This window comes from Bacteroides galacturonicus (genome assembly GCF_003096855.1).
GTDB classification, from domain to species: domain Bacteria; phylum Bacillota; class Clostridia; order Lachnospirales; family Lachnospiraceae; genus Lachnospira; species Lachnospira rogosae.
In genome coordinates this window covers 274044-298138 of sequence record NZ_QEOA01000006.1, presented here as the reverse complement: position 1 = coordinate 298138, position 24095 = coordinate 274044, and the positions used below count along the sequence as shown (strand labels likewise).

The 24095-nt window shown below is 35.8% G+C and carries 27 protein-coding genes; 24 read left to right on the top strand and 3 right to left on the bottom strand.

The annotated features are described in order from the left end of the window. The first annotated feature begins 8 nt into the window (after nucleotides 1-8). The 9 genes from C7390_RS10060 (at nucleotide 9) to C7390_RS10020 (ending at nucleotide 4453) form a co-directional block, all read left to right on the top strand. Nucleotides 9-389, top strand: a complete 381-nt coding sequence (locus C7390_RS10060; RefSeq protein ID WP_116444147.1) for a hypothetical protein — start codon at nucleotides 9-11, stop codon at nucleotides 387-389. A gap of 13 nt (nucleotides 390-402) precedes the next feature. Continuing rightward, the gene (locus C7390_RS10055; protein ID WP_116444146.1) at nucleotides 403-747 is read left to right on the top strand and encodes a hypothetical protein; all 345 of its coding nucleotides are present in this window, start codon (nucleotides 403-405) and stop codon (nucleotides 745-747) included. After that, a complete protein-coding gene (locus C7390_RS13785; protein WP_318295665.1) occupies nucleotides 728-883 on the top strand; it encodes a hypothetical protein in 156 nt (51 codons plus the stop codon). The genes C7390_RS10055 and C7390_RS13785 overlap by 20 nt, the downstream gene beginning before the upstream one ends. Nucleotides 884-1001: 118 nt before the next feature. Next, nucleotides 1002-1181 carry a hypothetical protein gene (locus C7390_RS10050; RefSeq protein WP_006857231.1) on the top strand — a complete coding sequence of 60 codons (180 nt, stop codon included), beginning with the start codon at nucleotides 1002-1004 and terminating at the stop codon, nucleotides 1179-1181. Between the two features lie 125 nt (nucleotides 1182-1306). Then, nucleotides 1307-1924: a ParA family protein gene (locus C7390_RS10045; RefSeq protein ID WP_318295664.1), complete on the top strand. Its 618-nt coding sequence runs from the start codon at nucleotides 1307-1309 to the stop codon at nucleotides 1922-1924. Nucleotides 1925-1977: 53 nt separating this feature from the next. Next, the gene (locus C7390_RS10040; protein WP_116444145.1) at nucleotides 1978-2262 is read left to right on the top strand and encodes a transposase; all 285 of its coding nucleotides are present in this window, start codon (nucleotides 1978-1980) and stop codon (nucleotides 2260-2262) included. Continuing rightward, complete coding sequence (locus C7390_RS10035; protein WP_318295663.1) at nucleotides 2262-3110, top strand: IS3 family transposase; 849 nt, start codon at nucleotides 2262-2264, stop codon at nucleotides 3108-3110. The genes C7390_RS10040 and C7390_RS10035 overlap by 1 nt, the downstream gene beginning before the upstream one ends. Before the next feature lie 414 nt (nucleotides 3111-3524). Further along, a complete protein-coding gene (locus C7390_RS10025) occupies nucleotides 3525-3923 on the top strand; it encodes a hypothetical protein (protein WP_318295662.1) in 399 nt (132 codons plus the stop codon). Between the two features lie 143 nt (nucleotides 3924-4066). After that, nucleotides 4067-4453 (top strand): hypothetical protein, encoded by a 387-nt coding sequence (locus C7390_RS10020; protein ID WP_022501199.1) that lies wholly within the window; start codon nucleotides 4067-4069, stop codon nucleotides 4451-4453. On the opposite strand, the gene C7390_RS10015 is transcribed toward C7390_RS10020, so the two are convergent. Continuing rightward, on the bottom strand, nucleotides 4454-5269 hold the full coding sequence (locus C7390_RS10015; RefSeq protein WP_318295661.1) for a helix-turn-helix transcriptional regulator: 816 nt from the start codon (nucleotides 5267-5269) through the stop codon (nucleotides 4454-4456). A gap of 263 nt (nucleotides 5270-5532) precedes the next feature. On the opposite strand from C7390_RS10015, the gene C7390_RS10010 reads away from it, so the two are divergent. The 7 genes from C7390_RS10010 to bioB all read left to right on the top strand — a co-directional run bounded on the left by C7390_RS10010 (nucleotide 5533) and on the right by bioB (nucleotide 13286). Continuing rightward, entirely contained in the window at nucleotides 5533-8046 is a 2514-nt protein-coding gene (locus tag C7390_RS10010; RefSeq protein WP_116444141.1) for a glycoside hydrolase family 31 protein, read from the top strand. 124 nt (nucleotides 8047-8170) lie between these two features. Beyond that, a complete protein-coding gene (locus C7390_RS10005; RefSeq protein WP_022501202.1) occupies nucleotides 8171-9214 on the top strand; it encodes a TRAP transporter substrate-binding protein in 1044 nt (347 codons plus the stop codon). A gap of 2 nt (nucleotides 9215-9216) precedes the next feature. Then, complete coding sequence (locus C7390_RS10000; protein ID WP_022501203.1) at nucleotides 9217-9705, top strand: TRAP transporter small permease; 489 nt, start codon at nucleotides 9217-9219, stop codon at nucleotides 9703-9705. A 9-nt stretch (nucleotides 9706-9714) separates the two neighbouring features. Further along, nucleotides 9715-11016 carry a TRAP transporter large permease gene (locus C7390_RS09995; RefSeq protein ID WP_090141105.1) on the top strand — a complete coding sequence of 434 codons (1302 nt, stop codon included), beginning with the start codon at nucleotides 9715-9717 and terminating at the stop codon, nucleotides 11014-11016. Nucleotides 11017-11314: 298 nt separating this feature from the next. After that, complete coding sequence (locus C7390_RS13920; protein ID WP_444488137.1) at nucleotides 11315-11458, top strand: histidine phosphatase family protein; 144 nt, start codon at nucleotides 11315-11317, stop codon at nucleotides 11456-11458. A 58-nt stretch (nucleotides 11459-11516) separates the two neighbouring features. Beyond that, nucleotides 11517-11957: a CBS domain-containing protein gene (locus C7390_RS09985; RefSeq protein WP_022501206.1), complete on the top strand. Its 441-nt coding sequence runs from the start codon at nucleotides 11517-11519 to the stop codon at nucleotides 11955-11957. A 312-nt stretch (nucleotides 11958-12269) separates the two neighbouring features. After that, nucleotides 12270-13286: a biotin synthase BioB gene (gene bioB, locus C7390_RS09980; RefSeq protein ID WP_318295660.1), complete on the top strand. Its 1017-nt coding sequence runs from the start codon at nucleotides 12270-12272 to the stop codon at nucleotides 13284-13286. A 128-nt stretch (nucleotides 13287-13414) separates the two neighbouring features. Here the strand turns inward: bioB and C7390_RS09975 are convergent, their stop codons facing one another. Then, entirely contained in the window at nucleotides 13415-14200 is a 786-nt protein-coding gene (locus C7390_RS09975) for a PocR ligand-binding domain-containing protein (RefSeq protein WP_055173902.1), read from the bottom strand. A 311-nt stretch (nucleotides 14201-14511) separates the two neighbouring features. Between C7390_RS09975 and C7390_RS09970 the strand changes: the two genes are divergently transcribed. The 8 genes from C7390_RS09970 (at nucleotide 14512) to C7390_RS09935 (ending at nucleotide 21700) form a co-directional block, all read left to right on the top strand. Next, nucleotides 14512-15198, top strand: coding sequence for a helix-turn-helix transcriptional regulator (locus C7390_RS09970; protein WP_055173904.1), 687 nt, complete (start codon nucleotides 14512-14514; stop codon nucleotides 15196-15198). A 286-nt stretch (nucleotides 15199-15484) separates the two neighbouring features. Further along, nucleotides 15485-17698 (top strand): ATP-dependent sacrificial sulfur transferase LarE, encoded by a 2214-nt coding sequence (gene larE / locus C7390_RS09965; RefSeq protein ID WP_116444140.1) that lies wholly within the window; start codon nucleotides 15485-15487, stop codon nucleotides 17696-17698. Beyond that, entirely contained in the window at nucleotides 17679-17864 is a 186-nt protein-coding gene (locus C7390_RS09960; RefSeq protein WP_022501211.1) for a DUF6472 family protein, read from the top strand. Before larE ends, C7390_RS09960 begins: the two co-directional genes overlap by 20 nt. 79 nt (nucleotides 17865-17943) lie before the next feature. Then, nucleotides 17944-18885 (top strand): NYN domain-containing protein, encoded by a 942-nt coding sequence (locus C7390_RS09955; RefSeq protein ID WP_022501212.1) that lies wholly within the window; start codon nucleotides 17944-17946, stop codon nucleotides 18883-18885. A gap of 35 nt (nucleotides 18886-18920) precedes the next feature. Beyond that, a complete protein-coding gene (locus C7390_RS09950; RefSeq protein ID WP_022501213.1) occupies nucleotides 18921-19400 on the top strand; it encodes an S-ribosylhomocysteine lyase in 480 nt (159 codons plus the stop codon). A gap of 64 nt (nucleotides 19401-19464) precedes the next feature. Continuing rightward, nucleotides 19465-20013 (top strand): M48 family metallopeptidase, encoded by a 549-nt coding sequence (locus C7390_RS09945; RefSeq protein ID WP_318295670.1) that lies wholly within the window; start codon nucleotides 19465-19467, stop codon nucleotides 20011-20013. A 110-nt stretch (nucleotides 20014-20123) separates the two neighbouring features. Next, nucleotides 20124-20990, top strand: a complete 867-nt coding sequence (locus tag C7390_RS09940) for an SDR family oxidoreductase (RefSeq protein ID WP_116444139.1) — start codon at nucleotides 20124-20126, stop codon at nucleotides 20988-20990. Nucleotides 20991-21106: 116 nt separating this feature from the next. Then, nucleotides 21107-21700, top strand: coding sequence for a hypothetical protein (locus tag C7390_RS09935; protein WP_022501216.1), 594 nt, complete (start codon nucleotides 21107-21109; stop codon nucleotides 21698-21700). A 271-nt stretch (nucleotides 21701-21971) separates the two neighbouring features. Here C7390_RS09935 and C7390_RS09930 read toward each other — a convergent pair whose 3' ends face one another. After that, the gene (locus tag C7390_RS09930) at nucleotides 21972-24083 is read right to left on the bottom strand and encodes a glutamine synthetase III family protein (RefSeq protein ID WP_022501217.1); all 2112 of its coding nucleotides are present in this window, start codon (nucleotides 24081-24083) and stop codon (nucleotides 21972-21974) included. Nucleotides 24084-24095: the final 12 nt, after the last annotated feature.

Genomic DNA, 24095 nt, shown 5'->3' with positions numbered 1-24095 from the left:
AAAATATTATGGAAAAAGATAAAATTGAAAAATTTGAAAAATTACATATTCAAATAAAGGATATGTATAATGAGCTGAGTATCTTATCAAAAAAATCTCCTGATGGGGCAATTAACAAATTTAAGTTAAAATTCATTAACCAGTTAATTGAGGAAGCTAATCAGTTTTTGAAGGAACGATATAAACCTTTTGCCGATTTTGAAAAGTTTGAAGAAGAGGATATACCTTTTAACAGTGATGTAGTAATGATTATCTCGCAATATATAAAATGTTTAGAAAGATTCAAATATGATAATGTAAAATTGCTTTCTGGGAATTGGTATTGGAATCTTTCAGATTCAAAAGATGAAGTAAAAACTTCAAGACCTTTATCGGACTTTACATTTTAGAGGGAGAAGAAATATGAAAGATACAATTACTCAAGAAGCAGTCACTCAATATGAGTTGCTTTGCCCGTTACTTTCGGGAATATATGGGGAGTTACAAGAATTATCAAAGAAAAAGCCAGATACGCCTCTTAACAACTTTAAGGTTAAATCAATAAATAGAGTCTTAGAACCAATAAAGGAATTGTTGAAAGAGGAAAATATGTACCCGTTTTTGGATGTGCTTGATATGGATGATATGCCTACAAACAGTGATGTTGTATTAATCCTGAGTCAATATATAAAATCTATGGATATTTTTCATGATAAATATTATGGATACAATTCACGTTCTGGGCAATATGAATGGAGTACAAAATAACCGTAGGAGTTCTCTTTCCTTTGAATTGCCGCTTAGTTTCGAGCAGGCAGCAGCCTATCGAAAGGTTAACGGACAGTATGTAAGGAAAAATCAGTGGAGAGATACCACTGTAAGGGTATTGATAGACCTTGATTAACAGTTAAATATGATAAGCGTATCATTGGAAATAGTGGTACGCTTTTTTCCCCTTTTTGCAGATTTGTCCTTTCTCCCGCTTTCGAATATAATGAAGCTAAAGAAATGGAGGTGTGCTTATGAGAGAGAAATTTAATCATCTGTATTTGGATAGCCACGAAAGAAAACTTTTAATACATAGTCTTGTAGAGTTAAAAAATCAGCTCATTCAGCAAGGCAGATATACGGATTGTATTGACGAGCTTATTTTTAAGGTCATAAATGCACCGACCAAGAGAATGAAAATTGAATATGTCTAAGGCATTTTACAAAGCCGCTTATTCTTATTGATTTTAAGAGTAGGCGGCTTTTTTGCGTTCTCTGGTACTGTTTACATAGCCACCGTGACAAAGTGGCTAAATCTATCTGAAAGGAGGACGCATCTATGTCAAATTGCAAAGTGATTGCTCTGACTAACCAGAAAGGCGGTGTCGGAAAAACAACCACAGCGGTCAATCTGGGCGTAAGTCTGGTGCAACAGGGTAAAAAAGTCCTGCTGATTGACGCTGATGCACAGGCAAATCTCACGATGGCTCTGGGTTATAACAGACCAGACGATATTCCCATAACGCTCTCTACTGTGATGCAGAACATCATAGACGATAAAACGCTTGATGTTTCACAGGGTATTATCCACCACAGAGAGGGCATTGACCTGCTTCCGTCAAACATTGAGCTGTCGGGCTTTGAGGTAAGGCTAATCAATGCAATGAGCCGTGAGCGTGTGCTGAAAACCTATGTCAATGAGGTTAAAAAGAATTACGATTATGTGCTTATTGATTGTATGCCGAGCTTAGGCATGATAACCATCAATGCTCTGGCGGCGGCTGACAGCGTGATTATCTCGACACAGCCCCACTATCTCTCGGCTAAAGGTCTGGAGCTTTTGCTTCGCTCCGTATCAATGGTCAAGCGGCAAATCAACCCAAAGCTGCGGATAGACGGTATCTTAATGACTATGGTAATGCCCCGTACCAACTGTAGTGGTAAACTAAATTTGTAACACCTTGTTCGAATAATATATTATAATATTATTCAATTAAGGAGGATGTTACTATGTCAGTACACTACACCGAAGACTTCAAAAAAGAAGTAGTTAAAGCCTATATGGCAGGTGATAAATCAATACAGCAACTTGCTGTTGATTTTAATGTTGCCAAAAGCTCCGTTAGCAAATGGGTTAACGAATACAAGGAAGAATGCCTTTATACCACCAGCACCTCATCTGAATCTAATGAAGCAAAGGAAATTCGAAGATTAAATCAGCTTCTAAACGAGAAGGATAAGGAAATTGCCTTTCTAAAAAAAGCAGCGGCATTCTTCGCAAAGGAAATCGATTAGTGGTATATCGATTTATCGACGATAATAAAAAAATATTTGGTTTAAGATGGCTGTGCAATAAATTTGGAATCAGCCCTAATTGTTATTACAACTACAAAAAGGAGGCAAAGAGGAAATATCATAAACGCTTAGCACATATCTATGAGCTTATAAAGTATGTTTATTACAATAACAATCGTGTTATAGGCTATAGAGCTATGCGCATTTTTATCAAGCGCTATGGATATGAAGTAAGCAATACCACTATGCATAAATACATGAATAAGGAATTGAATTTATGTGCTGTAATTATGCACTCCAAGCCAGGCTATAAGAGCGGCAAGAAGAATAAAATATTTGACAATCTCTTAAACCAGAATTTTACTGTCGATTGCAAAAATAAAGTATGGTGCACTGATTTCACATATATGCGCCAGTCAAATGGAAAATTCAGATATAACTGTTCAATAATTGATTTATATGATAGGTCGGCTGTTGCTTCGCTTAATAGTGACTATATCAACACAGATTTAGCAATAGATACACTTAAAACAGCACTAAAAAAAGAAAACTATCCTAAAGTAATTCTGCATTCAGATCAGTGGGTGCAGTTTACCTCGTGGGATTTTGTAAATTTCTGCAAAGCTAACAATGTAACTCAAAGCATGAGTAAGTCTGGATGCCCTTACGACAATGCCCCAATGGAAAGATTTTATAATACCTTCAAAAGTAACTTTTATAATGTAACTTCGTTTTCAAGTGTGGAGATGATGGATGAACTTACTATGAAATACATCAATTGGTATAACTATGTCCGTCCTCATTCATACAATAATTATTTAACACCAATGGAAGCTCGTTACAGATAGGTATTTATCGAACAGAGTGTTACAAAAATGCTTGACCAGTACAGCTTTGAATTTGGTAGTGAGAATGTACTGCTCATCATCACTGAGATATAATTGCACCGGATTGGTACGGTTTCGGTTTGCCATTGTGCCACGTTCTTTCTAAATTTGGGTACAAAAAAACTGCTGTAAAATGTTCGATTTTTACAACAGTCTGTTTCGTGTTTTATTCAATTTTGGGTGTAACTACCCATAGCAAATTATACAAAGACGATAGCAAAGGTTAAGGTATTCCAACGGAAAACCGAAGAAAAATATAAAGAGGGTTAGGGATACTTCCCTATGGAAATTATTTTTCATTAGTTAAAGGTTTTTAACTTTTCCGATTTTAAAATACATGAAGACTTGCATTTAGTAGCGGCAAAGGAAGCTACTATGACAGATGAAGGAAATATTGAATATTGGTATTGTAATGCTTGTGACAGATATTACATCAGGCAGGATGGGTTTGTTGAAATTGAAAAATCACAGACTGTTATTGCAAAGCTTAAAGATACAACACCACCGGCAGATGTAACACCACCGGCAGATGTAACGCCACCGGCAGATGTAACACCACCGGAAGATATAACACCACCGGCTGATACAACATCACCAGCCGATATAACACCTGCGACCGATACGGATAAAGAAGCTAAGGCAGAAGCAGTAAAAGAACAGACTCCTGGTACGGGAGATGACAAACGTACATTAGCATGGCTTCTTATGTTTGTAATAGGAGGAGCAGGAGTAATAGTATTTGGTAAGAAAAATAAGTTTACAGATAAAATTTAAAATGGAGTAAAATAATAAATTGCTGGAATTCTGGTTCATTTATAGAATCTGAGTTCCAGCTTTTTGTATAAGACAAAAATTTTGTGTTATAATGTTTTACAGGATTTTTGATGGAATATTTATTTACGAGGAGGAAGCAAAGGGTGGATGAATTGAAGTGCAATAATTGTAAATATAAAACTAATGTATCCAATACAGAGGAAACAGGAACTGCAATATGTTCATATCCGCAAGGCGAATGGTTTGTTGTAAATGTTGAAGATAGCTGCCATTATATTCCTGAAAAAAAGGAGCTTACCTGTGGAGATTGTTCAAGACTGAATGAAGATACCGGCTGCTTTGCCTGCCAGGAAACGGATAGTGCAATGTATAATGGACATTTGTGTATTGGATTTATAGATAAAAGGGAAGAGGAATTCAACAGCATACTTATGTTTTGGAAGGTACAAGGTTTATATGACCGGGAAAAAATAAATAAATTACTAGATGATTTCGAACAGTCATATGACAGGCTTTTTAATCAGGAGTAATTAATTCTTTGTATGTAACTTCTTATACTGCGAAGGATTTACTCCAGCTATTTCTTTAAAAACGCGGTTGAAGTGTGTGAGGTTGGAAAATCCGGTCAGCGTTGCAACCTCGGTGACATTTTTATCAGTTTCCTTGAATAAACGTTCTGCGTTCATTATGCGTGTGCGTTTTATATAGTCAACAACAGTACGGTTAGTATTTTTCTTAAATTCACGACAAAGATAGTAAGTACTTATATGAAACATATCTGCAAGAACATCAAGTGATATGTCGTGTTCATAGTTGTTGTTGATATAGTTAATAATATGCGTTGTTCTGTTATGTCTTTCAATACCAATGGTGCTCTCTTTCATTCCAAGAACTGTAATAATTATAAGATTCACAAGTGCTTCCATCTGTTCCTGCTTGTATGCTGAGGCAGAGTTCTGGGCTTCAAGAAAATAGTACATAAGCCTTCTTAACTTTTTTAATGATTCAGTATCAGACTTGTATACACAGTATGAGTCTGCAAGCTTCTGCCTCAGGGCATCTGATGAAATTATGTCCGGTCTGAAATAAAGTACAATCCTTGAAAATGTGCATCCTTGTTCACTGTAGGAACGATGCATAGTCTGAGGTGGGAATATAATACAATCACCAGCCTCGGTTTTATACAATTTATCGTCTATATAGTGATATCTTTCACCATTATCTAAAAAATACAATTCATAATAATCGTGATAGTGCGAACGTGTCATATTATCGTTGACGCTGGCAGTATGTGCTGCAGCTATGGATTCACCAAGTGACATAAGGTTCTGTGCTACATCTATCATAATAATCCTCCATTCTTGTGCTGCTTCTTTGCGCATCTCAAGTTTGTGCGAAGCAATATTTATATATTTCACAACTGTATAGTTATATTTAATATATTATAAGTAGTATACAACGAAAAATTTGAAAGTGCAAGAAATGTAAAAAAACCAATTTATCCTGTCAATATCTGTATAGTTTTAATTATTGAATAGTTGTATAAATTAATTATAAACAAAACATAAACAAGAGATTATCAGATTACTGAAAGGAGATAAAAAATAATATGAGAATATGTTATAAGGCAGGAAATGTAACCTATAACACTAACTATTATTCTGTTATTACAGATTCAGTAGAAATAAGAATATGGTTTCTCACAGATGAAATAATCAGAATAAGAGCCGGCTTTGATGGAGACTGGGATGAAGCTTCATATAGTCTTGCTATGACAGCATGGGACTCAAGAACAGATGAGTTTTTAAAGGGCTATAGAAAAAGAGTTGAAGTGGCATACTCAGAGCTTGTGGATGGAACTGACAAGGCAGTTATTTGCGGAAGTAAGCTTCGTATAGAAATTGAAAAGAATCCATTCCGTATATGTGTATATGATAAAGATGGAACATTATTACACGCAGATATTACAGATCTTGCATATAGAGAGGATTCAAATAAAAGGCGGATACATACAAGTCAGATAGAGTCAGATGATTACTTTTATGGCTTTGGCGAGAAAGGGGGAGATATTAATAAGGCTGAAAAGTATATGAATATGGCTCCTGGTGATGCAATGGGCTACAATCCTAAGGAAACAGATTCATTGTATAAGCATATCCCATTTTATATAAAGCTTTCAGGCTCAACCCACAAGGCAGTTGGATATTTCTATCATACAACAGCAGAATGTGACTTTAATATGGGACGTGAAAAGAGAAATTACTGGCATCGTTACTCAAGCTTCAGATCAGATGCCGGAGATATAGATCTCTTTCTTATAGCAGGACCTTCAATAGGAGAGGTAATAAGCAGATATACAGATCTTACAGGCAAGTCAATACTTCTTCCAAAGGCAGCACTTGGATATCTTGGTTCTTCAATGTATTATCCAGAGCTTCCTAAGGATTGTGATGATGCGATACTTGAATTTATAGATACTACCAGAGAAGAAGGAATTCCTGTAGACGGCTTCCAGCTTTCATCAGGATATTGTGCAGTAGAGACAGAGCAGGGAATTAAAAGATGCAGCTTTACCTGGAATTATAAAAGATTCAAGAATCCAGAAGAATGGTTTGCAAAAATGAAGGAAAAGGGCATAGTTGTTTCGCCTAATGTTAAACCTGGAATGCTCCTGGTTCATCCGTATCTGGAGGATATGAAGAAAAAGGATATGTTTGTATATGACAGCATAAAGGATGAACCCGGTAAAGGTACATGGTGGGGTGGAACTGGAATATTTGTAGATTTCACCAAAGAGCAGACAAGAGAATACTGGAAAGAATACCTGAAAGAGGGACTTATAAAGTATGGCTGTGAATCAGTATGGAATGATAACTGTGAATATGATTCTATGGTTGATAAGGATGCAAGAGTGTATTTTGAAGGTAAAGGAAGTACTATTGGTGAGCTAAAGCCGGTAATGAGTAATATCATGTGCCAGCTCTCTAATGAGGCAGTAACGGAATATAATGAGAATATAAGACCATTTTCAGTATGCCGTTCGGGACACGCAGGTATACAAAGATATGCACAGGTGTGGGCAGGTGACAATCTTACATGCTGGGATGCATTAAAGTATAACATAGCAACTATACTTGGTATGGGACTTTCTGGCGTTGCAAATCACGGTTGTGATGTAGGTGGATTCTATGGAGAGTCACCAGAGCCTGAGCTTTTTGTAAGATGGGTGCAGAATGGTGTGTTCATGCCAAGATTTTCAATACATTCAGTAAATACTGATAATACAGTTACAGAGCCATGGATGTATAGTGGTATGAAGGATTATATAAGAACTGCAATTAAACTCAGATATTCTATGTCTCCTTATCTTTATTCGCTTGAATACAGAGCACATAAGACAGGACTTCCTATTATGCAGCCAATGTTTATGGTATTCCAGAACGATAGTAATACATATAATGAAGGCGTGGATTTTATGTGGGGCGATTCATTACTTGTAGCAAATGTTGTAGAAAAGGGTGCAGAGATAAGAGAGGTATATTTACCTGATACAGGAGATAAAAATATACGTTTTTATGATTATTATACCAGAAACGAATATGAAGGCGGCAAGACTATAAATGTACCGGTGGATATAAGTTCAATTCCAATGTTTATAAAGAGTGGAGCTATTATTCCGATGGCTGCTAATGAACTTAACAATCTTATGAATGATAAGGTTGATTCACTTCATATAATAATGGCACCTGATATAGATTCTTCATTTACTATATATGATGATGATGGAAAAACTAATGATTATAAGAATGGCAGCTACTTAAAAACTGATATTAGAGTTAAAGCTGGTGCGAAGACATATATCGATTTTGAATATGAAGGCAGTTATGAGAACACAGTAGAAACAATGGAACTTGATGTGATACATAGGGAGAAAGCACCATTCTATGTACAGCTTGATGGAAAGGAAGTGCCACATTTCCTTCATAGAAGAAAATACGAGGAAAGTGACATTGGATGGTATTACAGCCAGACTAAGAAATCAGTGCAGGTAAAGTATCCTAATCCAAAGAAAAACCATCAGGTGCTTATATCATTTGAAGTCTTTGATATGATTGGAATGTAATAGCATCAGGCAAAAGCAGGCTGTTACGAAACAGGAGAAATAGTGTAATTCACAGCTTCAGGTTATTGTGCATAAGACCAGTAGCTGACATATAAAAAATGAGTGCACAGAAATGAGGTATAATATGTTGAAAAAAATGAAAAAATATATTGCTGTTTTGCTTACAGTTACACTTATATGTTCATTTGGGCTGACAGGCTGTGGAACAAATAGCGCATCAAACAGTAAGGAAGCTACCGCAGAAAATCCTATGGTATTAACGCTGGCACATGGTTTGTCAGAAAGTCATACAGTACATATAGCTATGCTGCAGTTCGCAGAAGAGGTTAAGCAGAAGACTAACGGAAGAATAATAATCAAGATATTCCCTAATGGACAGCTTGGTTCAGAGACAGAGAATCTTGAGCAGCTTCAGGCAGGTGTTATTGCTATGACAAAAGTATCAGCACCAGGTCTTGCAACATATAATGATGCTTATAATACATTTGGTCTTCCTTATATATTTAGTAATATTGATGAGTTTTATAAAATAATGGATTCTGATAAAATGCAGGATTTCTTCCTGTCATCAGAAGATGATGGATTCGTAACCTTAACATACTTTACATCAGGCTCCCGTTCATTCTACACAAAAGATAAGCCTATACGTAAGCCAGAGGATCTTAAAGGAATCAAGATACGTGTTCAGGATATGAAGTCACAGACGGATATGCTTACAGCACTTGGTGGAACACCGGTAGCAATGTCCTATGGTGACATATATACATCCCTTTCAACAGGTATTATAGATGGAACAGAGAACAATGAAACAGCGCTTACAACAGGTAAGCATGGTGAGATATGTAAGGTGTATTCGGTTGATGAGCATGCCATGATACCTGATGTTATGGTTATGAGCTCAAAGGTATGGAATAATATAGAGCCGGATGATCAGAAGATTATACTGCAGTGTGCAAAGGATGCTACACAGTCTCATAAGGTTATGTGGGATAAGGCAATAGATGAGGCAGTAGCACAGGCAAAGGATATGGGTGTTGAATTTATTTATGATGTAGATAAGGAAGCATTCAGAAGTGCAACAGCAGGTCTTGTTACCGAGTATAGAAATAAGTATACAGGTGTTGCAGCTTTACTTGACAGAATAGATGAGATAAGGAAAGGAGAGTAACTATGATTAATATACTTGTTAAAGTTAAAAATGTTATGAATAAGATATTATCAGCAGCGAGTGTTGTTCTGCTTGTGTTTATGACTTCGTTAGTATTATGGCAGGTGTTTACAAGATATGTGCTTGGCAAACCAGCAGCATTTACAGAAGAACTTGTTAAATACTCACTTATGTGGACAGCCTTTATAGGTGCTGCATATGCTTTCTTTACAAGAGACCATATGTCACTCACTATTATTAAAGATAAGCTCACAGGTAATAAACGAAAAATATTATTACTGGTTATAGATGTACTTATTCTTTTACTTGCAGTGTTCGTGTTTGTAATTGGTGGATTTAAGCTGGCAATGTCAGCAAGGGCAGAGTATTCAGCACTTCTTGGTATTCCAAGAACACTTGTATATGCGGTATCCCCTGTTTCAGGTATCTTTATAGTAGTTGCACAGATTATTAATATATATGAAGACTTAACCGGTGTTAAGGTAGAATAGGAGGTAAATATGAGTATTGCAGTAACTACAGTAATATTATTTGTTGTATTCGGTGTACTTCTGTTTTTAGGGGTTCCTATTTCAGTAAGTATTATTGCTTCGTCAATTGTAACTGCCATGTCAACGCTGTCATGGGATCAGATAACATTCATAACCATGCAGAAAATGAATTCGGGTGTTGAAAGCTTTTCGCTTTTAGCAGTTCCATTATTCATCCTTGCAGGTAATATTATGAATAATGGTGGTATAGCCAAGAGACTTATTAACTTTGCACAGATATTCGTAGGAAAGATTCCAGGAAACCTTGCACAGGCTAATATTCTTGCAAATATGCTCTTTGGTGCATTATCTGGTTCATCAGTAGCAGCAGCTTCTGCAATAGGAGGATGTATGAGTCCTATTGAAAAAGAGCAGAAGTATGATCCTGCTTATGCGGCAGCAGCTAACATAGCCTCAGCACCAACAGGACTTCTTATTCCACCTACATCGGCATTCATTGTATATTCAACAGTTGCAGGTGGTGTATCTATATCGACATTGTTTATGGCAGGCTATGTACCTGGAATATTGATGGGTGTTGTATGTATGATAGTCGCCTTCATTGGTGCAAAGAAGTTAGGCATAAAGGCTGTTGGAAGAGATAAGTCAGTAAGTATTTTAAAGATATTTGTTGATGCTATCCCATCATTACTTCTTATAATAATTGTTATTGGTGGTATTGTATCAGGTATATTTACAGCAACAGAAGGTGCTGGTATTGCAGTTCTGTATTGCCTCATACTTTCTATCATATACAAGAGCATGAATTTTAAGACATTTGTAGAAATACTTAAGAAATCAGCTAAGGTGTCAGGAGTAATTCTTTTCCTTATATCAGCATCATCAGCTATGTCATTCGTTATGGCTTATTCTGGAATACCAGCAGCCATAAGTAACGGATTATTAAGTATTTCAACTAATAAGGTTGTAATATTCTTATTAATGAATATTATACTTCTGGTTGTTGGTATGTTTATGGATATTACACCAGCTATACTTATATTTACACCTATCTTCCTTCCTATCGCACAGAGCTTTGGAATGACAGATATCCAGTTTGGTGTAATGCTTATATTCAATATGTGTCTTGGTAATATTACACCACCTGTTGGTTCTGTATTATTCGTAGGCTGTGGTATTGAAAATGTATCAATCGAGAAAGTAACACCTAAGCTTATACCTTATTTTATTGGTTTAATTATATTACTTATGCTTATTACATTTATTCCAGAGCTGTCACTTGGAGTACCAAAGCTTATGGGATTGATTTAGTATAAAATAACAAGACTTTTTTCCTAATATTATATAAAACAGACATCCGGCCAGGTCGCTTGATAGGACCTGGCCGGATGTTTTGTTAGTTACTTTAGAATTCTGTTTTATTATTTATTTTGTGTTATAATAAATTTTATATTTTTATATTTTTATATTTTTATATTTTTGGATTTTTAGATTTTTGTTGAAGCTTTGTCTGTTACAGGGTGCAGGAAAAGACAATTTTAAATGGGCATACAGACGGCTGACAACACAATAGAAATAAATAACGAATGTAAGAAAAGGAATTAACAGAATGTTATATATAATGAGATATGGGAAAACAGACTGGAATGTACAGCATAAGCTGCAGGGAAGAATAGATATACCAAATAATGAAAAATATATGAAAAATGTACAAAATACATATGTGAAACTATTCTTATATGCTACAATATAATAACAAGATGTGTTAATAACTATACAACAACTTTTAGTGGGTAAGAATGGAGAGAAGTATGAATATATCGTTTTTTTTACAACCAAAGTGCAAGGTAGCATATATTTACAATGATGACACAATAAGACAGGGATTACAGAAGATGAATTATTATGGCTATTCTGCCATTCCTGTTCTTGATGAGAATGAGCATTATGTTGGGACAATCACGGAAGGTGATTTCCTTTGGCATATATGCAGAATTAAACAGAATAACGCGATGGAAGTTGATATAAAGGAATTAGAAAAGCAGAGAGTTAACGAGCTTTATTTCAGACGTAATTATCCAAGTGTTAATGTGGATACATCGATGGAAGCATTGATTGAAAGAATATCTAATCAGAATTTTGTTCCAGTTGTAGACGACAGAGGTGTATTTATAGGAATTATAACAAGAAAAGATGTAATTACATATTTGTCTACCAAGAAGAAAGAGCCAGTGTTTCAGAAGATTTCTTAGATGTTAGGCTGAGTAGATTAATTAAGTAATGATATTTATATTGGTATATAATATTCTATATTAGAATGTGATGATTTTTAATAGTAGTATTATTAAAATATTAATTTTAATAGTGTGTAATTATAATCTTATAGTGTGTAATTGCAATAAGGAAATGTCAACATTAACTATAATTGGGTTGACATTAACAAGCTGAGTAACTATACTTATGCGTATGCACGGGGGTTAAAGGATAAGGCTGCTTATTGATAGAATTATTCATTTTACCAGAGTTAGTATTAATTCAATTAGTGTGCAGGAACGGAGTAAAGTATGGGCGTTATGCAGAATGTTACAGAAAATATTAATGTTGGGAAATTATTAGATAATTGGGACGAAACACACGAATTAACCAAAGATGAGGCACTTGCAATTCTTAATTGTGATGATGTATGTCTTGACAAGCTTATTGAAACAGCGTATGCGTTAAGACTTAAATATAAAGGAAAGAAAGTAAGCATACAGCTTCTTACTAATGTCAGAAGTGGTAACTGTTCACAGAATTGTGCTTACTGTGCCCAGTCGTGTGAGTCCCAGGCTCAGATAGAGAAATATAAAAGAGTATCAGACGAGAAGTTGTATGGAGATAATGACCTTGTAGATAATAAACATCTTGCGAGACATTGTATTGGACTTAGCGGTATAAGCTTTACAGATGCTGAGATAGAAGATTTAGCCGGACGTATAAGAAAGATGAAGAAGAACGATACCCAGATATGCTGTTCTATTGGATTTCTTACAGAAAAGCAGGCTTTAATGCTTAAGGAAGCTGGACTTAACAGAATTAACCATAACCTTAACAGCAGCCGTAGATTTTACCCTAATATATGCACAACACATACATATGACCAGAGAATTAATAATATAAGAATGTTAAAAAGAATAGGTTTTGAGATGTGCTGTGGCGGTATTATCGGGATGGGCGAGAGCAGGGAAGATGTTGTAGATATGCTTATGGACGTAAAGGAAATCAATCCAGAGTCAGTGCCAATTAATTTTCTTCTTCCAATAAAAGGAACAAGGCTTGCAGACAGAGATATATCAGGACTTACACCACAGTATTGTCTTAAGGTGTTATGCCTTGCAAGATTATTAGTTCCTAAGTCAGACATAAGATGTGCGGCTGGACGTGAAGTATACTTTAAGGGAATTGAGCCAACATTATTTAAAGTTGTAGATTCAATATTTGCTTCTGGTTATTTAACAGCAGATGGACAGGGAATAGATGATACTATTAAGATGATAGAAAATGCAGGATTTACGGGTGAGATAGAGAGTAAAGACTGTTAATAGACTTATAGGACAAGATATGTTGATAGAACAGCCGCCAGCCTTTGAAATTAAATGGTTGACGGCTGTTTAATCTTTTTAATTAAATACATCATTGAAATAGGGCATATTATTTTGCCCATTAATTATTACTGTTTGTTAGTTCTATCAAGTGCAGTAATTGTCTTAGTGGCTGTGTTGAGTGCTTTCGTAATTGCACTGCTGGCTTCGCCCATACCTTTGGCAAGCTTCTGTACTTCTTCAGCAACTACAGCAAAGCCTTTTCCAGCATCACCGGCTCTTGCAGCTTCAATGGAAGCATTAAGTGCAAGTATATTCTGTCGTTTGCTGAATCCGTCTATTAATTTGACCTTGTCATTGGCTGTAGCAAGCTGGCTTGCGGCGGCACTAATTCCTGTTGTAAGTTCATTTAGAATAGTTGAGTTCTGGCGGGCAGTGTAGCTTGCACGGACAAACATATTGATAACATCGCCCAGCAGATTGGCAGAAGCGTCAATCTCCTCTTTAGTACGCACGTTTACTTTTTGCAGAGCCTTGATGTACTTATCTTCATTAATTCCAAGTTCACGTGCTGTTGCCCTGAACCTTTCTTCGTCTGGGTTCTCAGGAAGAACCTGTCCGCCGATAATACTTCCAAGAACAGTTCCATCATCAAGAGTAATAGGAATACCGAAATCAACTAATCCTGCATGACAAGGATAAACGCCATTACCATCACGGTCACACTGCTCACATCTCTTGCGGCCTTCAGTACTTCCTCTGGTAAGATCGATGCAGAATTCAGTGAAATTATAACATTCGCTTATGTACTTGCCGTCTGCACCTACAGCAACAGTTGCCAGCCCGGTACTCTTTGCCCAGTTAGACATAATCTCTTCAAATTTGACCATATCACAAAAATCCTGAATCCTCATAATTAAATCCTCCAATTAAGGTTTTTATATTTTTTATATTATACTATATTGTCGGTATATTTACATTATATATTAATCGCAAATTCAAAGAAAAATAAAAAAATTGCCATATGATTTATTGTCAAAAATATAGAATATTATAAGTTTATTTGATTATGAAATTAAACAAATTTAATTACTGGGGTATATATTTTAAACAATTAGCCATAATATTTACAGAATATAAGCTCATATTCCAAAATAGACCTATTTGGGTCAATCGTAACTATCATAAAATCTTTAGTAATAGCATAGCTAAGAGGTTAAGGTAAATGAACAATACCCGTTACGAAGATTTTTGCAATAGAATGAGAGTATATAGAAAAAGACTTGGCTATAATCAGGCAGATATCGGAAAAGAGCTGGGAATATCGCAGAATGACTATTCTAAAAGAGAAAATGGACTGATAATGATTTCGTATGATAATTTAAAAAAATTGCAGGAAATTGGAATGGACATTGATGAGCTGGTTTCGGGAAAGAGAGACGATATTGATACTAAAGATTTGGACGAGCTTATAAGTGACTGTGAAAGTGAAGAACTTAAAGATATGACTATGCGTATGGTTGCTGAATGTATAAAATATTATCGTGTTAATGACACTAAGAATAAAGACAATGATACGCAGAATGATAGAATGTTTGATTTTATGTTGAAGCAGTGGGATGATTTTTCAATGCTTGAATATGTAAGGCACGAAACGCATTATTCACAGGAGGTTATGTCTGAAAAGCTGGGACTGACAAGAAAGAAGTACAGAAAATACGAAAAAGAGATTATGTATCCTGATGCAGATACTCTTGTTCAGATGTATAATTTGTACAAATGCAGACCATCAATGTATCTTAATATGTATGACAGAAGATATTACGTTATGCAGAACGTATGGATGGAGTTGGATGATAACCAGCGTGACAGAATATTAAGAATGGTCAAGGCGATAAAGAATATAATATAGAAAAAGGAGCACCTGTAAATGCAAGACACAAACAATGTTAAGCATTTGCGGGTACATTTTTTATGTAAAGGAGCTTCTAATAGAATTTCCTATTATATAAAAGGCACAATAAAATATCACACATAATAATATTGTTGCAGCTTTACAGAGTATGATAAAATATATTGTGCATTGTACATTTATTTTGTAATAAACAGATGATAATCAATGTGTGGTGGTTACAATTTCATTTGTTATAATGTAAATTTATGTGTAATAATAATCAGAGTAAGTAGAAAGAAAAAATATGAGAACAGTACAGCAATATTATGATGACAATAGAGATAAAATCCTTTTTGATGTAAGAGCATTAGAGGAGTATGAGAAAGAGACCATAGAAGCTTCCATACATTATTACTGGGAAGATATGATAAAAGTTCTTGAAGATAATAAGGAAGAATTTGAGGCAAAGTATTCAAAGGATACACCAATATATATTCTTTGCTACACTGGACAGAAAAGTGAAGAAATAGAAGATATACTTGATGAGATGGGTTATGAAGCTTACAGCCTTGATGGTGGATTTGTCGCATATCTAAGATGGAAGTTTAATAAATATCTTGAGCAGGATAAAGAAAGCGGCAATAATACTTCAGAAGAAAATGTTAAAGAGATTGAGCGAAGCATAGTAAAGAAGTTCCGCAAGCCAATATGGAGAAAGTTCACACAGGCTCTTAATGAATATGATCTTATTCAGGACGGCGATAAGATAGCTGTCTGTATATCAGGCGGTAAAGATTCAATGCTTATGGCGAAGCTTTTTCAGGAGTTGAAACGTCACGGAAAGAATAATTTTGAACTTGTATTCTTAGTTATGAATCCGGGTTATAATGACCTTAACTACAATGTAATACTTAACAATGCAAAGATATTAGATATTCCAATTACAGTATTTAAGACAGAGATATTTGATACTGTAGTAGATATTACAGAGTCGCCTTGTTATTTGTGTGCAAGAATGAGGAGAGGATATCTTTACAGCAAGGCAAAGGAACTTGGTTGTAATAAGATTGCTCTTGGACATCATTATGATGATGTGATAGAAACAATTCTTATGGGTATGCTTTATGGTGCACAGGTTCAGACAATGATGCCTAAGCTTCATAGTACGAATTTTGAGGGAATGGAGCTTATAAGACCTATGTATCTTATAAGAGAAGCTGATATTATTCACTGGAAAGAATATAATAATCTTGAGTTCATACAGTGTGCCTGTCGATTTACAGAGGGATGTGCTTCCTGTGGTGGTACAGGAAAAGGTTCTAAGAGGGCAGAGATTAAGCAGCTTATAAAAGATCTGACCAAGGTAAGTCCGTATATAGAAAAGAACATATTCAGAAGTGTAGAAAATGTTAATATTGATACGGTAATTGCTTACAAGAAGAAGGGGCAGCGACACAGCTTTTTAGATGAATATGATATAACAGATGATAAGTATGCTGGTAACGCAGAGGTTGATAATTCAGAGAATATATCTAAAGAATTGAATAAATCAGACATAAACTCAAGCGGACAGTTAAGTGAATATCACACTGGTGAAACAATTGAATTAGGTAAAACAGGTAGTACTCAAATAATGCCATTGAATAAATCGGACATCAATAAAGATGATATAAGTGAGAACACTTTAGCCAAATATGAAAAGTTAAAGTCAATTATTAAGGACTGTGGTAAAATAGCAATAGCATTTTCTGGCGGGGTTGACTCGACATTTTTAACCAAAGTTGCAAAAGATGTATTAGGAGAAAATGCTGTTGCAGTTACGATAAGTTCAATTCTTGTTACAGATGATGAACTTAAAGAAGCTGATGATTTCTGTAAGGTAGAGAATATAGAACATCTTATATATAAGGCAGATGTATTATCGATTCCGGGCTTTGAGAATAATCCACCAGACAGATGTTACATTTGTAAGAAAGCGATATTTACTAATGTGCAGAATCTTGTAGGTGAGAGAGGCATTAGTGTAATTGCAGAGGGAACAAATGTTGATGATGACGGTGATTACAGACCTGGTATGAGAGCCATAAAGGAACTAGGAGTAAGAAGTCCTTTAAAAGAGGCAGGTCTTACCAAGGCTGAAATCAGGGAATTATCTTGTATGTTAGGCTTAAAGACGTGGAATAAACCATCGTGTGCGTGCCTTGCTTCAAGATTTGCGTATGGTGAGGTTATTAATAAAGACAAGCTTGATATGATTTACAGTGCAGAATGTTATATAAGAAGTCTGGGATTTGAGCAGTTCAGGGTAAGATTACAGGATGGAATTGCAAGAATTGAATTAAGACCAGCAGATATACAGAAGTTTATTGAAAACGGAATAAAGGATAAAGTATCAGAGAAGCTTCACGCACTTGGATTTAAGTATGTATCCCTTGATTTGGATGGTTACAGGCTTGGAAGTATGAATGAAGTATTGAACAGACAGGAAAGAGGTAACAATGGCGGTAGCTCATTATAATTGTGATTATTGCAATAATATGGTATATGATGAAGAAACGGAGCAGTTCGTGTGTGATGTAGATATGGACGAGGATGATTATGCAAGGCTTCTTACATCTGAGTATAAAGAATGTCCATATTATCAGAGCAATGATGAATACAAGATTGTAAGACATCAGATGTAGTTTTATATAAAATATAATTAATAGTGGCAGATATTTCGATATATTTATTAGAAAGATATGCCTGGAAGGAAGTGAGTGAATGGATGATAAGAGATACGCTGTACTTATCGACTCAGATAATATTTCATCAAAATATATTTCGGACATTCTTGATGAAATGACAAAGTATGGCGTAATAACTTATAAAAGAATATATGGCGACTGGACAAGTACACAGGCAAGCAAATGGAAGAAAGAGCTTATGGAGAACTCCATAACACCTATACAGCAGTTTTGTAATACAGTAGGCAAGAATGCAACAGACTCAACGCTTATAATTGATGCTATGGATATTCTTTATACGAATAATGTTGACGGCTTCTGTATCGTATCTTCTGATGGCGATTTTACAAGGCTTGCAAGCAGGCTTAGAGAGTCGGGAATGGACGTTATCGGTATGGGTGAGAGCAAGACACCACGTTCATTCAGGGCCGCTTGTTCGGTATTTACAGACCTTGAGCTTCTTCGTGAACAGGCACACGAAGATGAGCCAGATAGTAAGCCGGTTAAGAAGACAGAAAGAAGCAATATTATTAAGCAGTCTAAGATAGAAAATGCAATTATTGAGATTATTCAGGAGAACGACAATAAAGGCAGGCAGACAGGGCTTGGTGAGCTTGGAAGCCGTTTACAGAAGAAATATTCTGATTTCGATGTAAGAAATTACGGTTACAGTTCATTGTCTACATTTCTTGAGGAAATGGAAAGTCTTGAGTTAAAGAAGTTCAATAACACGGTTCTTGTCAGACTTAAGGAAGACAAGAATATGAAAGAGCAGGTTATGGAGTATGCAGTGAATTATGTAAAGAGTTCAGAAAATGCAGTGGAACTTGGAGCATTAGGACAGAAAATCCATATGAATTATCCTAACTTTAAGGTTAAGGAGTATGGTTATTCTACACTCAGCAAATTTATTGCAGGCATAAAATGTTTAAAAATAACAGCAACAGATGAAAACCGTAGAATGGTTTCAATAAAATAAACTAAAGTTAGTCATAAAGACAGGAAAGGAATATTATGAATAAAATAGCAAGTTTTACAGTTAATCACTTGGATTTACTTACAGGAGCATATGTATCAAGAAAAGATTATCAGGGAGATGTAGTTCTTACAACATTTGATTTAAGATTTACAAGACCTAATGTAGAAGCACCTATGGATACAGCAGGTATTCATACAATAGAACACCTTGTAGCAACATTTTTAAGGAACCATAAGGTATGGGCAGACAAGACTATATATTTTGGACCAATGGGTTGCCGTACAGGATTTTATGTAATATTTGCAGGTGACCTTGAGTCAGAGGATATAATTGATGTGTTAAGGGAAGCTGCTGATTTCGTACTGGATTATGAGGGTGAGATACCAGGATATTCACCAAGGGACTGCGGTAATTACCTTGATAATAACCTCACACTTGCAAAGATATATATGAAGAAGTATAAGGAAGAAGTTCTCGATAACCCAGTACCAGAAAGACTTCATTATCCACAGTAAAATAGATGGGAGCTTCTAAATTACAGCAAAAACAGAAGAAAATGATTGAAGGGAACCTGTTTTGATGGAAAATATGGATATACAGATTATAAAATCAAGACGCAGAACAGTTTCAATAGAAGTTCATACAGATGGAAGTGTTATATTAAGAGCACCTGACAGGATAACGAAGAAGGAGCTTGATATATTTATTGACAAGCATATGTCTTGGATTGAGAGCAAACAGCAGTTGATGAAGGAAAGAAAAGAAGAAAAAATTCCTGCCAATGCAAAGGCTTTTGATACGCTCACATCTAAGGAACGTGCTGTAATAAGGGACACATTTATAAGAAAAGTAGAATATTACAGTAGGATTATGAATGTGACTGTTGGAAGGGTTACAATACGCAATCAGAAGACACGCTGGGGAAGCTGTAGTTCCAAGGGAAATGTTAATTTTAATTACAATTTGTATTATATGCCTGAAGAATTGTTGGATTATGTAGTGGTGCATGAGCTTTCGCATAGAAAATATATGAATCATTCGCAATCATTCTGGTGTGAAGTTGAAAAGTACTGCCCAGAATATAAGTTATGCCGCAGGAGGTTGAAAGACTACACACTTTCAATATAATAATTTGGGCGGGGCATTAATTAAAATGTCTTATTATGCAGCATAAACGTATTTTTGAGCATATTCCTTAAATTATAATAATCTGATTATTAGTAGGAGGTAATAAAACTATGAAAATTCCATTTAAAGTAGATTTGACAGGCAAGACTGCAATTGTAACAGGGGGAAGTGGAACACTATGTTCAGCAATGGCGTATGGACTTGCTGTAAGCGGTGCGAAGGTTGCAATAATCGGACGTAATAAGGATAAGCTTAATAATGTCACAGATGAGCTTATTAACAATGCTAAGACAGAATACAGCAAAGACATTGTTGTTAAAGGGTATAGCTGTAATGTAATTGATAAGGAAGAACTTAATAAAACTTATGAAATAATTAAGAGTGAGCTTGGAAGCTGTGATATTCTTATCAATGGAGCTGGCGGCAATCAGCCGGGTGCTATTACATCAATAGAGATGTTAAAGAAAGAAAAAGGAGAAAATGATTACTCTTTCTGGAATCTTGATGAGGATAATATAAGAGATGTTATGGATCTTAATTATATGGGAACACTTCTTCCGATACAGGTATTTACTAAGGATATGGTTGAAAAGAGAAGCGGAAGCATTATTAATATAGCATCTGTTACATCAATTTTACCACTTACAAAGGTAATGGCTTACGGCAATGCCAAGAGTGCAATACTTAACCTTACACAGTGGCTGGCAGTCCATTTTGGAGAAAGCGGAATAAGATGTAATGCAATCGCACCGGGATTTTATGCGGCTGAACAAAATCACGCATTATTATTTAATGAAGATGGTACATACACTGAAAGAGCAAGAAAGATAGTTGCAGGAACTCCAATGGGAAGATTTGGTAATCCAGAGGAACTTATCGGAGCGGCATTATTCCTTGCAAGTGATGATGCGGCTGGATTTGTAAATGGTATTGTGTTGCCAGTAGACGGCGGCTATAGTGCGTATAGTGGCGTTTAATAAATAATTTTAATAATTATCAGATATAAAGGTATATATGTTGATATAAAATGCCGATATTCTAAATATAATAAAAGTTAAATGGTACAAAAGTATTATATGAGGAGGATAATGGTATGAAATTAGGAGAGGCTATACCAAATTATCAGGCATATCGCAATGAATTACAGGACAAGAAGACCAGCATATATAAGCAATATAAAAAAACAAAGGAAAAGGCTGAGCGTACCAATGATGAAGAATGGATACAAAAGGCAGCAGAGCTTGAGCTTTCATATAAGGAAGCAACTGATGATTTTGACAAGTATGAGAATGTTCTTAACTCGCTTAGGGAGCAGTGGTGTGCAGCAGCAAATACAGAAAACGACAAAGCACTTGCTGACCCTGAGACAGGACTTGGTGCAACAATCGGCAAGATAATGACGACAATTGCAAGAATGTGTGCCGGTGATAAAGTTCCATATACCGATGAAAAGAAGGTTATGGAATATGACGATAAAATGTATGCAAGAGCCAAGCAGGCACAGATGATTATGGCATCAATGAAGAAAAAGCAGAAGGAATACGATTCACTCTGGGATAAAGAGGGGGGAGAGTATGACCCTGAGGGTGTAGCTGATAATACAGAAGCACAGGGAGAGCTGCCAGATATCCCATCATCGGACGGAGACAGTACGGATACAGGTGAAGCAGTATCAGATAGTGAATAATTAATAAAATGGAGTGTCATATGAAACATAATCGATACTTTATGCAGGTATTAACAGTATATCAGTTATCTGCGTATTGTATGAATTGTTTCCTGTGACACTCCATTTTTGTCTTATAAGTCTATAATCCTTTATTATTAAGATAAATACATATTATAAAGCAAGTACTTATTAATAATTAAATATGTTATAAATTAAACATATATATTAAAATAAGTACTTGCTTATTAAGTATTAAATATGCAGTTGATATTAATTAAATTAAGATTAATTAAACTTCAAATAAAAGATCACCATAGCTTGGGAATGGCCAGAATTCCTTATCAACGATCATTTCAAGCTTATCAGCAGGAGCTCTTAATTCGTCCATAGTTGTCTTAACTTCATCTCTGAAGTACTTAGCCTGTTCTGTAATGTCAGTAACATCAGCAGCCTTAGCTGTAACATCAATAAGCTTAGTATAAGCAGCCTTCATATCCTTTAAGTAACCAGAAACTTCTGCAAGTAAATCAGCCTGAACAGAAGCATCAGCACCAGCTTCCTTAACAGTAAGAACTGAGTTAGCAAGCTCTGTTGTGTAAGAAATAACTGAAGGAATAATCTGCTTTCCAGCCATATCAATCATTGTCTTAGCTTCAATGTTTATAGCCTTTGCATAAGCTTCATACTTAATCTCAGCTCTTGACTTTAATTCAGCCTCTGTAAATACACCAAAGCTTTCAAAAAGCTTAACGGCCTTAGGAGTAGTAAGGGCAGGAATAGCATCAACCATAGATTTAATATTTGGAAGACCTCTTCTTTCAGCTTCTTCTACCCATGCATCTGAGTAACCATTACCATTAAATACGATTCTATGATGGTCAGTAAAGAGCTTCTTGATAAGATCATGAACAGCCATATCGAAGTTTTCTACTCCATCAAGCTGGTCAGCGATTTCCTTAAAGCTTTCTGCAACGATTGTGTTAAGAACTACGTTAGCAGGAGCAATTGAATCTGATGAACCTACCATACGGAATTCAAACTTATTACCAGTAAATGCAAATGGTGAAGTTCTGTTTCTATCAGTAGCATCCTTGTTAAGGTCAGGAAGTGTAGAAGCACCTGTCTTTAACTTACCCTTCTGGATAGAGCTTGTTGCATCACCCTTATCAATAAGCTGCATAACAACATCCTCAAGCTGCTCACCAAGGAACATAGAGATAATAGCTGGAGGTGCCTCATTAGCTCCAAGTCTGTGGTCATTACCAACGTCAGAAGCAGATTCTCTTAAAAGATCAGCGTGTTTATCAACAGCCTTCATAACAGCACCGAGTACAAGTAAGAACTGGATATTTTCGTGAGGTGTCTTGCCAGGTTCGAGAAGGTTGATACCATCATCAGTTGTGATTGACCAGTTATTGTGCTTACCAGAACCATTAACTCCGGCAAATGGCTTCTCATGGAGAAGGCATACAAGACCATGTCTGTAAGCAACTTTCTTCATAACCTCCATCATAAGCTGGTTGTTATCAGTAGCAATATTGCACTGTGCATATATAGGAGCTAATTCATGCTGTGCTGGAGCAACTTCATTATGCTGAGTCTTGGCAGATACGCCGAGCTTCCATAATTCTTCGTTGATATCCTTCATAAATGCAGCAATTCTTTCACGGATAGAACCGAAGTAGTGATCATCAAGTTCCTGTCCCTTTGGTGGCATAGCACCGAATAATGTACGTCCAGAGAAGATAAGATCCTTTCTCTGAAGATATTTTTCTCTATCTACTATAAAGTATTCCTGTTCAGCACCAACAGAAGGAGTAACCTTCTTAGATGTTGTGTTACCAAATAATTTTAATATTCTTAAAGCCTGCTCGTTAACAGCATCCATTGAACGAAGAAGAGGTGTCTTCTGATCAAGAGCTTCTCCTGTATAAGAACAGAAAGCAGTAGGGATACAAAGTGTTGCACCTTGTGCACCTTCACGAACGAAGGCTGGTGATGTGCAATCCCATGCTGTATATCCTCTTGCCTCGAATGTAGCACGAAGACCACCTGAAGGGAATGATGAAGCATCTGGCTCGCCCTTTATTAATTCTTTACCAGAGAATTCCATAAGAACCTTTCCGTTTTCATTAGGTGCTGAAATAAATGAATCATGCTTTTCAGCAGTAGTTCCTGTCAAAGGCTGGAACCAATGTGTGTAATGAGTTGCGCCTTTTTCGATAGCCCAATTCTTCATTGCATTAGCTATAACATCAGCATCGGTAATATTTAATTCCTGTACACCTGCTATTGCTAACTTAAGATTTTTGTATACGTTTTTTGGTAAACGTTCTTTCATAACTGTGTCGTTGAACACGTTCTCGCCGAAGATGTCAGCTACATTGAATTTTTCGCTCATAACTTTTTCATC